The sequence below is a fragment of the Pseudomonas sp. UBA6276 genome, from assembly GCF_002438365.1.
GTDB lineage: Bacteria > Pseudomonadota > Gammaproteobacteria > Pseudomonadales > Pseudomonadaceae > Aquipseudomonas > Aquipseudomonas coleopterorum.
The window spans coordinates 20,985-36,481 of sequence record NZ_DJUS01000062.1; the positions used below are offsets into that span (position 1 = coordinate 20,985).

Genomic DNA, 15,497 nt, shown 5'->3' on the forward strand with positions numbered 1-15,497 from the left:
AGCACCGGGGCGATGTCGGTGAGCACCTCCGGCATCGGGCGACCGAACGCGGCGGGATGCCGATCGCCCAGAGCCAGGCCGTAGGCGTCGTTGTAGAGCAGCCACTGCTGCGGCCCCTAGTAAAGGGCCGCAATGCCTTTGGTGTTCAACACCAGCGACAAGGCAGTACGCAGGGATGCAGGCCATGAGCTGTAATCACCCAAGGCGGTGCTGGACCAATCCGTGTCGCGCACCAAGTCTCCCATTTCTCCGCCACCTATCATGGGCGGCACGGGAGCCAGCGAGTTGGAGGGGGCAGCTGACATGGGGGACGTCCAAGCGGATAGGGCTGGAAGTGTGAGTGGTTGGGGATAGGGCTGGCAATGCTTGGGAGAATTCAGGCAAGTCTCCTCCAAGACCCACGAGCCTTTTTGGGATTTATGCTTGAGACACTGCTTGCAAACAATCGACCGGGGCCGGCGCCCTGGCTAGACAGGCATCACAGTTGACCTGCCTACCCACGCTGCCTATCCTCCCACTCGTCACGCCACATGCGTGACCAGGTTTGACGGCCTGTCTTACATACGAACGCGCAGTCTCAAGACTCGGCTCGGGCGCCTCCGCACCCGTTTCGAACGCTATGGCGGCTGTGCGTGGGGCACCTTCGGGTGCGCCGGGTTCGTATGTGACCGGTCCGTCAACCCATGCACAGCTGCCACCCACTCGTTTGACGGCGAGTGCTGGCAGATCTCACCTCACATACGGAAGTCGCCAATCATGAAAGATCAAACGAATCTCGCTGCTTACCAATCCCTTCAACGTGCTAGTCAGTTGCTGGATACCGCGTCAGTGCTTGCCGCGGAAACGAGCGATGCCAATCAGCAGCTCTGTCGTGCTCTTAATCAGGCAGTTGCTTTGCTGACGGAGACAAGCAGGACGCTGGTGGAGGATTCGCTGTTGGAGATGAAGTTGCGGTTTCAAGTTAACGGCTGATCGCTCCAACGCGAGGATGTGCCGCCCGTCCATGGTGATAGGTGCCGCTAGAAACATAAGCGGCACCTCATTTGCGCGCCCCACTACCCCATCGGACTAAACCCCGAAGCCGCCGAACAATACCGCTCCCGCAGTGCCGGATTTCGCTCTGAACGGCACTGCTCCTTGAACCACTGCTTCGCGCCTTTCCTACACTCGCGGTATTCAATCGATCCGCTTCGGTAGCCAGTGCAAACACTGCCGTGATCAATCTGGTTATCACTGACACTCCACGAAGCCGTGTACGACCTCTTCCTGTCCCAACCGAGTATCAGGTGCGACTCAGCCCCACTACTGACAGCCCGCCGAACCGGTCGCGCACCCTGCCCCGCCTTGTACTCAGCCAGATACTGCGCAGAAACCATCCCCTGCACCGCCCGCTCTTCGCGCATCGGCTGAGGACGGTCTCCATACCGACACCGCAATACCTGGTCGTTGACCACATTGTCAGCGCCCATGCACTCGTGCAGGGTTTTAGGCACAACCGGCGCCACTGCTCGCACAACGGGTGCAGATACCGGCGCAGATTCAACAACCGGCGATTCATATCGCTCAACCACCTCAGCAGGCGGTTCTACACGCTCAGGTTCAAAGTACGCGACAATCCGCGCCCAGTTCATCCCCACCGCGATCGCTGGCACCAGTAGCCACAACAGCCACCCCGGATGCGCACGTTGTTGAACGCGCGGACGTGGCGCAATCGGTCCATGGTGCAGGTCGTCTTGCAGACTCATTTGAATTCCATTTCCAAAGTGAACGCTGAAATGCCATCACTGAATACCTATCGGTAGCCCTTTGCCATTCTTTAGGTTGAACACCTGTCGAGTCGACCCATCGGACTTCGTGAAAATCCCCTCAAAAAAGCGTTAACGCTTTGTGAAACTCTTGTTAGGATACGCGCCACTGAGACACATTCTCAGTTGCCAGGGAGGCGCTTCATTGACCTCTTCTATTCCCGGAATTGCTCCCATGGCCCTTCGTTTTCCTTCTCGCCCTACCCTTCTGGCGGTGTGCTGCTCACTGAGCCTCGGCGCCCATGGGGCGGACGCTCTCGCGTTGGACGCTACCTCGATCGATGCGCAAACCACCAAGGCTGCCAAAGGCGCTTCGCCCGAGGTGTTTGCCGGTGGGCAGGTGGCGCGTGGTGGGCAGATGGGTGTGCTGGGCAACCAGGACAACATGGATGTGCCGTTCACGCTGACCAGCTACACCTCAAAGCTGATCGAGGATCAGCAGGCGGAGGACGTGGGCGATGTGCTGCTGAATGATCCGTCGGTGCGGCAGTCGTTCGGGTTCGGTAACCAGGCGCAGGTGTTCGTGATTCGTGGTTTGCCGCTGTCCAGCGATGACATTTCCTACAACGGTTTGTATGGGGTGTTGCCGCGGCAGATCATTTCCACCGATGCGGTGGAGCGGGTCGAGGTGTTCAAGGGGCCGAACGCGTTCATCAACGGCGTGAGTCCAACGGGGACCGGGCTGGGCGGCAGTGTGAACCTGGTGCCCAAGCGGGCAGGTGATGAGCCCATTCGTCGCTACACGCAGGACATCAGCACAGATGGCCGTGTGGGTGAGCATCTGGATATCGGTCAGCGCTTTGGTGAGGGCAACCGCTTCGGTGCGCGGGTCAATCTGGCCCAGCGCGAGGGTGATACGGCGGTCGATGACGAGTCGCAGCGCACAAAGCTGTTCACGCTGGGGCTGGATTATCGGGGTGACAATTTCCGCCTGTCCGGCGATTTTGGTTATCAGAAGCAGCGCATCAATGGGCTGCGCAACTCGGTGCGCTTCGGCACGATTACGAGCATCCCACGGGCGCCGGATGCCAGCCACAACTATGGGCAGGATTGGACGTACAGCCAGACCGAGGACACGTTCGGCATGTTGCGTGGCGAGTGGGATCTCAACGAGGACTGGACGGCGTACGTGGCGGGTGGGGCGAAGCACACGCGGGAGAATGGTGTGTATGGCACGCCGGTGCTGACGGATTCGAACACAGGCGCGGCGACCATCAGTGGGTCGAAGATTCCGCACGACGAGGACAATGCCACATTCATGACTGGCATCAACGGCAACCTGCAGACGGGGCCGGTCAGCCATCAGATCAGCGTGGGTGCGTCGAGCATCTGGACCGAGCAGCGCAATGCCTACGAGTTCTACCTGCCCACGGGCACTACCAACATTTACAACACCGGACCTCTGCCCAAGCCTACTGCGGTGAACTTCGAAGCCGGTGACATGAGCGACCCGGGCATCACCGGCAAGACGCGCAACCGCAGCCTGGCGGTGTCGGACACTTTGGGTTTCTTCGACGACACGGTGCTGTTCACGGCCGGGCTGCGCCGCCAGCAATTGCTGGTGCAGAACTATGCCTATGAGTCGACCACCGGTGTCGGCGGCGCGCGCACTTCCATGTACGACGAGGCGATCACCACGCCGGTGTATGGCATCGTCTACAAGCCGGTGGAGTCGGTGTCGCTGTTTGCCAACCGTATCGAGGGGCTGGCGGCAGGGCCAACGGCGTCGGGCCAGGTCGTCAACGTGGGTGAGGCGTTCCCGCCGGGGCGTACCAAGCAGGTGGAAGCGGGGATCAAACTGGACAAGCAATCGTGGGGCGCCACGCTGGCGGCATTCCGGATCGAGCGGCCTACCGATGGTTACACCCAGAGCTTCGCGACGGCCGGAGGCGGCAGCGTTAATGTGTACGTGCGCGACGGCAAGCAGGTCAATCGCGGTGTCGAGTTGAGTGTGTTCGGCGAACCCGTGGAAGGCCTGCGTCTGATGGCCGGCGGCACGCGCCTGCAGTCCGAGCTCGAAGACACGCAGGGCGGCGCGAATGACGGCAACCACGCCATCGGTGTGCCGACCTTCCAGCTCAACGCGACGGTGGATTGGGACGTACCGGGCCTGAACGGCCTGGCGCTCAACGCCCGTGCGCTGCGCACCGGTGGCCAGTATGCCGACCAGGCCAACAACCTGAGCCTGCCCACCTGGAACCGCTTCGACGCGGGCGCACGCTACACCTTCAAGGTCGAGCGCAAGGAAATCAACCTGCGCATGAACGTGGAGAACATCACCGACAAGAACTACTGGGCATCGGCCAACGGCGGCTACCTGACCCAGGGTGAGCCGCGGTTGGTGAAGTTTTCCGGGACGGTTGATTTCTAAAACATGATGCTTATGGGCGTGGATGGAGAAGATGCAGTGTCTGATCCACGCCCAGCGCCTCGATGAAGGCATCGTCATGGGACACCACCAGCAGCGCGCCCTGGTACTGACTGAGCATCTGCTCAAGTGCAAGCTTGCTGGGCAGATCCAAGTGGTTGTCGGGCTCGTCCAACAGCAATAGCTGGGGTGGGCGTTGCGCGTGCAACAGTGCCGCCAGGGCTGTCTTGAGACGCTCGCCGCCGCTGAGCTGCGCGGTTTGTAGCTGGACGCGATCGGCGTCGATGCCCAACTGGGCCAGGCGCGTTCTGGCTTCGGCTTCGGGCAGTTCCGGGTTGCTTTCGTGCAGCCACTGCACGGCGGTCCGATCAGGGTGTTCGAGGCCGGCGTGTTGGTCCAGCCAACCCACTTCCACCGTGCAAATGACTTCGCCGGCGCGTGGCACCAGGCGACCGGCGATGACCTGAAGCAGTGTCGATTTACCGCTGCCGTTGGCGCCCGTGATGGCCATGCGCAGGGGACCTGTCAGCGTAAAGCTGATCGACGCGACATGCCCGAACGGCAGTATCAGCTCATTGAGCTGAAGCACCAGTTTGCCGTTGGGTACGACGGTTTCCGGGGGCAGCATTATGCGTTGGATATCGGCGGCGCAGCGCGCACGGGCATCGGCAATGCGCTGTTGTTGCTGGTCGCGGGCGAGCTGTTGGTTGAGGCGCAGTTTGCCCTGGCTGTTTTCGCTGCGTTCTTTCTGGGCGTTGGTGATCAGCTTGGTCTGGCTACCACCACGGGCGTTACGATCACCGCGTGCATTGCGCCGTTGCTGGCGCTCCATCTGCATGGCCATTTCCCGTTGCTCGCGCTTGGCTTGGGTGCGTTCGCCTTGCAAGGTCGCCTGGAAGGCTTGTTGCTCTAGTTCGCGGGCAGCGACGTAATGGCTGTAGTTACCGCCATAAACGGCGAGGCGGATGGGCGAGAGCTCGACGATTTCATCCATGAGTTCGAGCAGGGTGCGGTCGTGGCTGATCATCACCAAGCCGTTCGGCCAGCGCTGGATCTGCTGTGCCAGTTTCTGCTGTTGCTCGCGATCGAGGTGGTTGCTCGGTTCGTCGAGGATCAGCCAGTCGGCCTTGGACAGCCAGGCACCGAGCAGTGCGATGCGTTGGCGCTCGCCACCGCTGAGGGCGTGCGTCGGTGTGTCGGCGGTCAAGTGGCCCAAGCCGTTCAGGTCCAGCTCGGCGCGCAGGCGTGCTGCGCAATCCCACTGGTCCATCGCAAGCGTATGGTCGTGATCATCGAGGCTGCCTTCGGCGATCCGCTGCAGGGCTTGCAGGATGTGCTCGACGCCCGCCAGCGCGGCAACGGTGGGAAAACGCTCGGGCTCAAGCTGTTGAGAGACGACATAGACATGCCCTTCGCGGCGGACGTGGCCACTGCTGGGCGCACGGTCGCCAGCCAGCAACTGGCCGAGCAGGGATTTACCGCTGCCATTGCCGCCGACGATGCCGGTGGCTTTGGCGTGGAAGCCGTGGTTGAGGTTGTCCAGCAGTAGGCGTCCATCCGGGAGGGTGAGGCAGAGGTGATCGAGATGGAGTTGTCGTTGGGTCATGGTGCTCCTTGCGTGATATCTCTCGAATGGAACCAGCATGAACTTGATCAGTTATTGCGTCATTTCATTTCGGTTTCGAGTTATTACCTTGGCCTTTTCTTGAAAAACAGTCCTGTTAGGATTGCATCCCCTTTTGCTGGCTTGGCAAAAAACAACTTTTGACCACACTGAAAAAGGTGGCCAATAGCTGGCCATTCGCAGCAATTCATTTTTCACTCTTCCAAGTAAGGTTTCAAATACACCTATGCAATGGTTGAAAGACAAGTACGCTGCTACGCCAGTGGCACATCGGTTTTATATGGTTTCCGTCATTCTGGTCTTCTCTGGAGTGTGGCTATCCAGGAGCTGGGGCACTGCGGCCCTCGACGTGACCAGCATGATTGCTGCTGGCTTCATGATTGCAGGGTTCATCATGTGGTGCCTGCCAATGGCGCGGTGGATGCGTCTGAAGTGGCACAAATCGTTGTATAAGGCACCTATCGTTCTTTTGCACTTGCTGGCGCTGTTGGCCGCTACCGGATTATCGCGCTTTGCAGTTTCCGAAGCATTGGGCTTGCCGCCGCAGTCTTTCGATCTGACGGTTGGTCTGCTGGCGTTGCTGTTCTATGTACCGGCATGGATGGCCGTACTGGCACTTTTGCTGTCGCTCGGTGGCCTTCTGCTGCTTGTCCTCTTCGGTGTTGCAGTGGTTATCTTCGCGGCCATTCAAATGCTCGCTTCATTCCTGAAGATCTTCGGCGTTAATTACGCTCCCAAGCTTAACCTGGGTATGACGTTGTTCCACCCCGGAGGCGCTATCGCAGCTGCCATGGTGCTGGTTGCCTGCTATTCGTTCTTGACCGACACGTATCAGCCTTGGGTGCTCTCTGCGATCAGAACAACCGCTGTGATCGCAGACTTTCATCCTGCACCGAATTACCCAGGTGTACTACCTGGGGAGCGAATTCACCCGCTTGATAACGGTTACACAGCCTATGCACAGGAGCAGCCTGACCACAGCATCGTGATCGGCGTAAGAACGCAGGAGACCCGCGCACATGACCAGCCTTTGGCTAATCCCATCCCCTCCCCGGCGCAGGTGATGAAGCCGCTGTTTGAGCGGTTATCCGTTCCAGTAGAGGTGGGAGATGCGTCACGAACGATGCAATAGAACTGCGCATTTATCAGTAAAAAAAACTGTTCATGGACGCTGGGAATTGCAGTGGTTTTTCAGGTTGAAAAGCCCCAGCTACCCTTGCAGATCCGAAGGGTCATGAGTCTTGAGCCAGTCCGCCAATGCGGCATTCATGCGCGTCTGCCAACCAGGTCCGGATGCCCGAAATTCTGCGAGCACGGCTGGTTCGAGGCGGATCGAAATGCGCTCTCGCACAATGCCAGCTTTGGGCCGACCACGGCGGATCACTTGACTACCTGCGTACTCGTCGGCACGCTCGAAAAAAGCATCGGTCAGCTCCGGAGCATCGTCAGGGTCAACCCAGTCGATGCTGATAGCGGTCTTGTTCTCGCTCATTGGCTTTCCTCATGGAAATGATGCGGCGAGCTTCGCCGCGTGGAGTCCACACCATGACGACCATTCGCTCGTGGAGCAGACCTACGGTGATGAAGCGCGCTTCACCGTATTCACGCCTATCATCCGCAAGGGTGAAATGCCGACCCTCGAACACCAGCGCTGCATCCATGAAATCAATGCCCCGCTCGGCTAAGGTCTTGTCTCGCTTGGCAATGTCGAAGGTAATAGGCATTGAGTTACTGTATGCACAATAAATCTTAGAGCAAGCAGATGGGTTCTGCAAAATGTTGCCGACAGTCGAGGTACGTGCTCAAGCGCGCGGTGCGAAGGAGCCATAGAGTCGCGTTCGTGCATAGCCCTTTCAGATACGCCCCCCACACCTCCTACCACCCATTGAAGCCCCCTGCCCCTTACCGCACACTGACGCGATTCCTTTCCAACAAAACGGCCGTCCATGAGCAACCCACCTAGCTCCATCCCCCTGATCATCCTCGATGTGCAAGACGCCATCGACCAGCCGAGATGGAAGGGTAAGAGCAACCCTGGCTATCTGGAAACCATCCAGCGGCTTCTGCAGCTGTGGCGCTCGAATGGCTGGCCGGTGCTGCATGTGAAGCACGATGAGCCGACGCCTACGTCGACGTACCACACCCATGGGCCGTGGAATGGGATCAAGCAGGAAGTTACGCCGGTGGAGGGCGAGCCGGTGATCACCAAGCAGCAGAACTGCGCGTTCATCGGCACCGAGCTGGATGCGGTGCTCAAGGCCATGCAGGTGACACGCTTCGTGCTGACGGGTGTGGTCGTTCACAACAGCATGGATGCCACCGTTCGCGCCGGAAAGGCTCTGGGCTATAGCATTACCCTCCCCTCGGATGCGACGACAGCGGTCCCGGTGACCGGCGCGGATGGAACGGTTTGGGATGCGGGCACCGTTCACGATCTGACGTTGGCGATACTCGATAGCGAATACGCCGAGGTGGTGCTGGCCAGCGACGTCGTCGAGGCGCTCGGGCTGGGGTGAGCGGTGAGCGGCGACACCAACTCCAGATCATCCCGTATACACGCCACGCCATGACCTGCGCTGACCTCACGCAACAGCGGTCGATCCTGTGCGCAGGCAGGCAGCACGTAAGGGCATCGGGTGCGAAACGCGCATCCCGAAGGCGGTGAGATCGGGCTGGGGATATCGCCCTGAAGCACGATTCGCTGGCGCCGCTGCCCAGGTTCGGGCATCGGGATGGCCGACATCAGCGCTTCGGTATAGGGGTGGCGAGGATGGCTGAACAGCTCGCGGGTGGGCGCTATTTCGACGATGCGGCCCAGGTACATCACCGCGACGCGGTCGGCGATGTGGCCGACCACGGCCAGGTCGTGGGTGACGAAGAGCATGGTCAGGTTCATCTGCCGACGGATGCGCGCGAACAGGTTGAGCACTTGCGCCTGCACCGAGACGTCCAGGGCCGACACCGGTTCGTCGGCCATGATGAATTCAGGTTCCAGGGTCAGGGCGCGGGCGATGCCGATGCGCTGGCGTTGGCCGCCGGAGAACTCGTGGGGGTAACGGTCCAGGTACTGGGCGGCGAGGCCGACGGTTTCCAGGGCCTGCCCGGCCTTTTCGCGGCGCCCGGCGGCGTCGAGTTCGGGGTTGTGGAAGCGCAGCGGCATGGCGAGGATGTCACCCACGCTCATGCGCGGGTTCAGCGAGCCGTAGGGGTCTTGGAAGATCATCTGCATGCGCTTGCGATAGGGCTTGAGCAGGCGGTCGTTGAAGGGTGTGATCTCGGTGTTGTCGAAGACGATGTGCCCGTCGGTGGGTGGGTCGAGCATCATCAGGCTGCGGCCCAGGGTGCTCTTGCCCGAGCCGCTTTCGCCCACCAGGCCGAGCACTTCGCCACGGGCGATGCTCAGGTCGACGCCATCCACGGCGCGGACCAGGTTGTCGTCGCGGTCGCGACGGTGGGCGAGGAAGGTCTTGCGCACGGGGAAGTATTTCTTCAAGCCGACGACGTCGATCAGCGGACGCTCTTTCATCGTGCACCTTCCTGTTCGGTCGCCAGTTCCCGCCAGCGCACGCAGCGCAGTTGGTGGCCCATTTCGATTTCTTCCAGCACGGGTGCCTGTTGGTCGCAGCGGCCAGCGATGCTGTAGCCGCAGCGCGGGTGGAAGGCGCAGCCGCTGGGCGGCGTGCTGGGGTCGGGGACGAAGCCGGCGATGGTGCCCAGTTCACCTTGCGCCAGACCGGCCTGTTCGAAGCGCGGCACTGCGGCCAGCAAGCCGCGGGTGTAGGGCATGCGCGGCGAGGACAGCACCTGGCTGACGCTGCCCTGTTCGACGATGCGCCCGGCGTACATCACCATGACCCGGTCGGCGATTTCCGCGACCACGCCGAAGTTGTGGGTGATGAACAGGATCGCCATGCCGTTCTTCTTCTGCAGGTTGCGCAGCAGGTCGAGAATCTGCGCCTGCACGGTGACGTCCAGCGCGGTGGTGGGCTCGTCGGCAATCAGCACGTCCGGCTCCATGGCCAGGGCGATGGCGATCATCACCCGCTGGCGCATGCCGCCGGACAGCTCGTGGGGATAACAGTCCAGGCGCTTCACCGGTTCCGGAATGCCGACCTGCTCCAGCAGGGCCAGCGCGCGGGCGCGGGCGGCGGCTTTGCTCAGGGATTGATGGAAACGGATCGCTTCGGCGATCTGGTCGCCCACGCGGTGCACCGGGTTCAGCGAGGTCAGCGGTTCCTGGAAGATCATCGCCACGCGGTTGCCGCGCACGTGGCGCATCTGCTGCTCGCCCATGGCCACCAGGTCGATGGGCGCGCCGTGGCGGTCGGCGACGATGGCGCTGCCGTCGATGCGGGTTTTCGGCGCTTCGGCGAGCAGCTTCATGATGGCCAGGCTGGTGACGCTCTTGCCCGAACCGCTCTCGCCCACCAGGGCCAGGGTTTCGCCGGCACCGATGGCGAAGTTGATGTCGTGGACCACGGGCACGTAGCCGGTGCCCTTGCGGAAGGCGACGTGGAGGTGCGCCACGGCGATCTTTTCATCTGCGTTCATTTCAGGTCGCTCCTGCCGTCCAGCGCGTCGCGCAGGCCGTCGCCGATGAAGTTGAAGCTGGTCACCGCGAGGGTGATCGCCAGCCCGGGAATGATCGCCAGCCAGGGCGCCTTGCCCAGGTACTGCTGGGCGGCGTTGAGCATGTTGCCCCAACTGGGCAAGGGCGGCTGGATGCCGTAGCCGAGGAAGCTGATGTAGGCCTCCAGCAGGATGGCGTTGGCGATGGTCAGGGTGGCCGCGACGATGATCGGGCCGATGGCGTTGGGCATCAGTTCGCGGAACATGATCCAGCGGTTGCTGGCGCCGATCATGCGGGCGGCCAGGGTGAAGTCGCGTTCGCGCAGCGAGCGGATCTCGGCTTCGACGATGCGCGAGATTTCCATCCAGCTGGTCACGGCGATGATCAGGGTGATCATCATCGGGCTGGGTTTGGTGAACGCCGCCAGCACCAGCACCAGGAACACGCTGGGAAAGGATAGAAAGGCGTCGACGAAGCGCATCAGCCCGGCGCCGATCCAGCCGCGGTAGTAACCGGCGATGACGCCGATCAGGGTGCCGATGACGATGCTGATGAGCATGGCGCAGAAGCCCACCATCAGGGAGATGCGCCCGGCGTTGAGCAAGCGGGCGGCGGTGTCGCGACCCAGCGCATCGGTGCCCAGGTAGTGATTGCCGGTGAACGGCAGCGCGAAGCGGTTGCGGATGTCGATGCTCAGGTCGTTGTAGTGCAGCAGGTAGGGGCCGAACACGCAGGCCAGAATCAGTACGGTGATCATCACCACGCCGAGCACGGCCAACTTGTGGCGCATGAAACGGCGCAGGGTGGGGTTGGCCAGCCAGGCCCAGCGGCGGCTGGCGGGCAGGTAGTGCGTGGCGGTGGTCATGGGCGGTACTCCTTCAGGCCAGCCGGACACGGGGGTCGGCGACACCTATCAACAGATCGGCGAGCAGGTTGCCCAGCAGCACCAGTACGGCGGAGAACATCAGAATGCCCATGATCACCGGGTAGTCGCTGTAGCCCAGGCTGTCGAGGAACAGCCGGCCCATGCCGGGCCAGGTGAACACCGTTTCGGTGACCAGCGCGCCGCCAAGGATGGTGGGTATCTGCAGCCCGGCCAGGGTGATCATCGGCAACAGAGCATTGCGAATCACGTGGTGAGTCAGCACGCGGCGATAGGGCACGCCCTTGGCGCGGGCGGTGCGGACGAAATCCTGGTCGATCACGTCGAGGGTGGCGGAGCGCATGTAGCGGCTCCAGATCGCCACGTTGACCAAGGCCAGCACCAGCACCGGCAGCACCAGGTGAATGGCGTAGTCGCCCAGGGACTGGTCACCGATGGTGTACATGTTGCCCGCCGGCAGCCAGCCCAGGTGCAGGGAGAAAAAGAAGATCGCCACCAGCCCGAACCAGAAGGTGGGAATCGACAGCGCCACCATCGCGCCGACCGTGGCCAGGGTGTCGAACACCGAATAGCGGCGCACCGCGCCCAGCACGCCGACCCAGGTGCCGATGACGATGGACAGCAGCGTCGAGGTGCCCATCAGCAGCAACGTCGCGGGCAGGTGCCCGGCGATCACGCTGAGCACCGGGCGGCCGTCGCGAAACGAGTGGCCCCAGTCGCCGACGAACAGATGGCTGAACCAGTCGATGTACTGCACCAGCAGTGGCCGCTTCAAGCCCAACTGCTCGGCGATGCGGTCCAGCTCGGCCTGGCTCATGCCGGGGTTCAGGGCGAACTGCGACATCGGTCCGCCGGGTGCCAGGTTGAGCACCATGAAGCCGATCAGCGAGACCAGCACCAGCACCACGGCGCTCTGCCCCAGGCGGTTGAGAATGTAGTTCGGCATGCTTGAATCCTCTGCGGTGCGAACGACACCCGACCCTGCGGCCAGGCATGGGCGTGCTCAGGTCCACGACCAGGTGTTGACGTTCCAGGGTTCGATGCGCAGGTTGATGTTGCCGGTGAAGCCCTTGAGGCCCGATTTGTAGCCGCGCACGTAGGTGTACTGAAACAGCGGCAGGATGGGCAGGTCCTGGCGGATCAGGTCCTGCACCTGCACGTACACCGCCTTGCGCTGGGCGACGTCCTGGATCGCCGCGCCCTGGGCCAGCAGTTCGTCGACCTTGGCGTTGACGTACTGCGAGTTGTTCTGCCCGGCCCCGCCTTTGGCGTTGGTCGATTGCGAACCGAAGTAGTCGCGGGTGTCGGGGTCGGCACCGGTGAGGAAGTTATTGCCGACGATCACCGAGTCGAATTTGGACTGCACCCAGTACTCGCCCCACATCACCGCAGGCGGCAGGTTGGAGATTTTCATTTCCACACCGATGGCCAGCCAGGTCTGCTGGATGAACTGCTGCGCCTGTTCGCGAATCTGGTTGCCTGCGGTGGTGGAGTTGGTAAACGAAAGGCGCACCCCGCCCTTCTCGCGAATGCCGCCAGCGCCCGGTTTCCAGCCGGCGTCATCGAGCAGTTTGCTGGCCGCCTCGATGTTGAAGCTTTGCTTGGGCAGGTTCGGGTTGTAGTAGGCCGACTGTTGCGGCATGTAGGTTTCGGTGGGCAGCACCAGGCCGAAATACAACTCGTCGATGATGGTCTTCTTGTCGATGGCCATGTACAGCGCCTGGCGCACGACGGGGTCCTTGAACTGGGGGCGCTCCATGTTCAGGGTCACCGACTCGATGGTGGCCACCGGCAGGATCACCACGGTGCGCCCGGCCAGGTCCTTGGCTTCCTCGTAATGGTCGGGGGTGATGCCCTGCATGGCGGTGACGTCGATGTCGCCGGTCTTGAACTGGGTGTAGAGCACGGTCAGGTCGGGGATGTACTTGAAGATCACGCTGTCGATCTGCGGCTGGGTGCCGTGATAGTCCGGGTTGGCCTTGAGCTGGATGTGATCGCCAGCCACCCGCGTGCCCCACTTGAACGGGCCGGTGCCGATGGGTGCGTTGTTGAACGGTGCCGTGTTGACGTCGGCGGCGACCGAGAGAATATGTTTGGGCACCATGAAGGTGGACGACAGGATCGAGGCGTAGGGTGCGTAGGATTTCTCCATGCGCCAGTGGATTTCGGTGGGCGAAACCACGGTGATGTCGCGCAGCAGATCGTGGCCGGCGCGGCGACCGCTGCGAAAATTCGGCGAGACGATCAGTTCCAGGGTGTACTTCACGTCTTCGGCGGTGAAGGGTCGGCCGTCGTGCCATTTGGCATCGCTGCGCAGTTTCACCTTCCACTGCAGGCCGTCGGCGGAGATGCCGCCATTGGCCACGGTCGGCACCTCGGTGGCCAGGGCCGGGAAGAATTCGCCGCTGGGCGAGATGCCGAACAGGGGGTCGAACACGTTCCAGTGGATGCCGTCGTCCACTTCGATGTGCGGCATGTGCGGATTGAAGACGGTGGGCTCCTGGGACAGGCCGATGATCACCTGCCCGGACGGCGGGGCGGCCATGGCCGCGAAGGATTGACTGGCCCGGCCCAGGGGCAGCAGGGTGCCCGCGGCACCGATGATGGCCATGGCCAGCGCCTGGCGGCGGGTCGGGTTAAACAGGCTGTTGCCTTTATCCGAGTCATCGCGTTGCGACATGCTGAAGCTCCCACAGTAAGGAAGAAAGGGCAGGTGGCAGGCGTTGGAAAGCGTCTTGGACGCGGGACCCGGGCTCGTTCGAACGAGCTTCTGCAGGGCTGTTGCCGAGTGATCGGGTGGTTCTAGAATCCGGAAATGGGCCGTGGGTTGGAACCATCGCTGAAGCGCGAGAGGCGAAACGCTTGCGGGTCGACGATCGGGGTTTCACCGGTGACCAGATTGGCCATCAGCCTGCCTGCCGCCGGACCGATGCCGAAGCCATGACCCGAGAATCCGGTGGCGATGAAAAACCCGGGCACACCGTCCACCGCCGAGATCACCGGCACGGCATCGGGCGTGACATCGATCATGCCGCCCCAGCGCTGGGCGATCCGCACGTTGGCGAACACCGGGAAGGCGTTGGTCAGGCTGGCCAGGGCGCGGTTGGTTTGCCGGATCGATGGCACCGGATCGAGCACGCGGCGGTATTCGAACGGGCTGGCTTCGTCCAGTGCCCAACGCTTGGGCAGCACCGCTTCCTGGAAAAAACGCTGGCCCAGGCGAAACGACAGTGACTTGTGCTCCTGCTGCAACGCAGGCCAGAACTGCCGCGCGTAGCGAAAGGAGTCGGGGACGATGTCGGCGATGTTCTCGTGGCCGGAGGCGACGGTGTAGCCGCCGTCCTGGCGTTTGCGCACGGCGAAGTCCATTGCCCAGATGGCGGATTCCGGGCCGCCCTGCAACGGCGTGGTACGGATCACCGAATTGAGCACCTTGAGCTGCGGCAGGTGCACCTTCAACGGCGAGCAGAACAGGCTCGACCAGGCGCCACCGGCCAGCACCACGGACGTGCAAGCGATCGCGCCGCGCTCGGTGATGACGCCGCTGACCCGGCCCGCCGCGCGCTCGATGCCACGTACCGCGCACTCGGTGAAGATCATCGCGCCCTTGGTCCGCGCCGCTTCGGCAATCGCCGGGGCCGCCTGTTGCGGTTCGGCGCGACCGTCATCGGGGGTGTACAGCGCACCCTTGATGCGCAAACGCTCGGCGCCGGGTAGCACTGCGGACAGGTCGGTGCCCGAGAGCATCCGGGCACGCACCGGGTAATCGTCCAGATTGGCCTTCCAGCGCTCGTGCTCCGCGTAGCTTTGATCGTCCGCACAGGTGAAGAGAATGCCGGCGCGGGTGTAGCCGACGTCCTTGCCGATGCGCGCGGCGAGGTCGCCCCAGATGTTCAGGGCATGGGCCATCAGCGGCAGTTCACGCGGGTCGCGGCGCGAGATGCGCACCCAGCCCCAGTTGCGACTGGACTGCTCGTGACCGATGCCACCTTTCTCGCACAGGGCCACCTTCAAGCCGCGTTCGGCAAGCTCCAGCGCCGTGGAGGCACCGACGATGCCACCCCCGATCACCACCACGTCGACACGCTCCGGCAGTTGTTCATCGCCCTGTACGGGTACTACGCGAGGTCCTGGCATCGCTGGCTGTTCTCCTGATGGATCATGAATGAATGGGCGCTGTGAGGGCCCGGATATTGCAGCGCATTTGCAGTGCCAGTCGGCCTGCCGGGCCATGGCTCGGCAATCGT

General features: G+C 62.3%; 13 protein-coding genes. 4 read left to right on the plus strand and 9 right to left on the minus strand.

What is annotated here, in order from left to right; genetic code table 11:
• Positions 1–756: 756 nt before the first annotated feature.
• Together B2V21_RS07440 and B2V21_RS07445 are read left to right on the plus strand one after the other, a co-directional pair.
• On the plus strand, positions 757–972 hold the full coding sequence (locus tag B2V21_RS07440; protein WP_286916477.1) for a hypothetical protein: 216 nt from the start codon (positions 757–759) through the stop codon (positions 970–972).
• A gap of 1,008 nt (positions 973–1,980) precedes the next feature.
• Positions 1,981–4,176 carry a TonB-dependent receptor gene (locus B2V21_RS07445; protein ID WP_286916478.1) on the plus strand — a complete coding sequence of 732 codons (2,196 nt, stop codon included), beginning with the start codon at positions 1,981–1,983 and terminating at the stop codon, positions 4,174–4,176.
• A gap of 10 nt (positions 4,177–4,186) precedes the next feature.
• On the opposite strand, the gene B2V21_RS07450 is transcribed toward B2V21_RS07445, so the two are convergent.
• Positions 4,187–5,779: an ATP-binding cassette domain-containing protein gene (locus B2V21_RS07450; RefSeq protein ID WP_286916479.1), complete on the minus strand. Its 1,593-nt coding sequence runs from the start codon at positions 5,777–5,779 to the stop codon at positions 4,187–4,189.
• A gap of 244 nt (positions 5,780–6,023) precedes the next feature.
• On the opposite strand from B2V21_RS07450, the gene B2V21_RS07455 reads away from it, so the two are divergent.
• On the plus strand, positions 6,024–6,929 hold the full coding sequence (locus B2V21_RS07455) for a hypothetical protein (RefSeq protein ID WP_286916480.1): 906 nt from the start codon (positions 6,024–6,026) through the stop codon (positions 6,927–6,929).
• 78 nt (positions 6,930–7,007) lie between these two features.
• On the opposite strand, the gene B2V21_RS07460 is transcribed toward B2V21_RS07455, so the two are convergent.
• Together B2V21_RS07460 and B2V21_RS07465 are read right to left on the minus strand one after the other, a co-directional pair.
• On the minus strand, positions 7,008–7,289 hold the full coding sequence (locus tag B2V21_RS07460; RefSeq protein ID WP_286916481.1) for a BrnA antitoxin family protein: 282 nt from the start codon (positions 7,287–7,289) through the stop codon (positions 7,008–7,010).
• Entirely contained in the window at positions 7,249–7,521 is a 273-nt protein-coding gene (locus B2V21_RS07465) for a BrnT family toxin (protein WP_286916482.1), read from the minus strand. The genes B2V21_RS07460 and B2V21_RS07465 overlap by 41 nt, the downstream gene beginning before the upstream one ends.
• 222 nt (positions 7,522–7,743) lie before the next feature.
• Between B2V21_RS07465 and B2V21_RS07470 the strand changes: the two genes are divergently transcribed.
• Positions 7,744–8,313, plus strand: coding sequence for an isochorismatase family protein (locus B2V21_RS07470; RefSeq protein ID WP_286916483.1), 570 nt, complete (start codon positions 7,744–7,746; stop codon positions 8,311–8,313).
• Here B2V21_RS07470 and B2V21_RS07475 read toward each other — a convergent pair.
• From B2V21_RS07475 to B2V21_RS07500, 6 genes are all read right to left on the minus strand, one after another.
• The gene (locus B2V21_RS07475; RefSeq protein WP_286916484.1) at positions 8,226–9,323 is read right to left on the minus strand and encodes an ABC transporter ATP-binding protein; all 1,098 of its coding nucleotides are present in this window, start codon (positions 9,321–9,323) and stop codon (positions 8,226–8,228) included. The two genes, B2V21_RS07470 and B2V21_RS07475, sit on opposite strands and share 88 nt — an antisense overlap.
• Positions 9,320–10,348, minus strand: coding sequence for an ABC transporter ATP-binding protein (locus tag B2V21_RS07480; protein WP_286916485.1), 1,029 nt, complete (start codon positions 10,346–10,348; stop codon positions 9,320–9,322). The genes B2V21_RS07475 and B2V21_RS07480 overlap by 4 nt, the downstream gene beginning before the upstream one ends.
• Positions 10,345–11,232, minus strand: coding sequence for an ABC transporter permease (locus B2V21_RS07485; RefSeq protein ID WP_286916486.1), 888 nt, complete (start codon positions 11,230–11,232; stop codon positions 10,345–10,347). The genes B2V21_RS07480 and B2V21_RS07485 overlap by 4 nt, the downstream gene beginning before the upstream one ends.
• 13 nt (positions 11,233–11,245) lie before the next feature.
• Entirely contained in the window at positions 11,246–12,196 is a 951-nt protein-coding gene (locus tag B2V21_RS07490; protein ID WP_043190850.1) for an ABC transporter permease, read from the minus strand.
• Between the two features lie 57 nt (positions 12,197–12,253).
• A complete protein-coding gene (locus B2V21_RS07495) occupies positions 12,254–13,930 on the minus strand; it encodes a peptide ABC transporter substrate-binding protein (protein ID WP_286916487.1) in 1,677 nt (558 codons plus the stop codon).
• A gap of 122 nt (positions 13,931–14,052) precedes the next feature.
• Entirely contained in the window at positions 14,053–15,387 is a 1,335-nt protein-coding gene (locus B2V21_RS07500) for an NAD(P)/FAD-dependent oxidoreductase (protein WP_286916488.1), read from the minus strand.
• Positions 15,388–15,497: the final 110 nt, after the last annotated feature.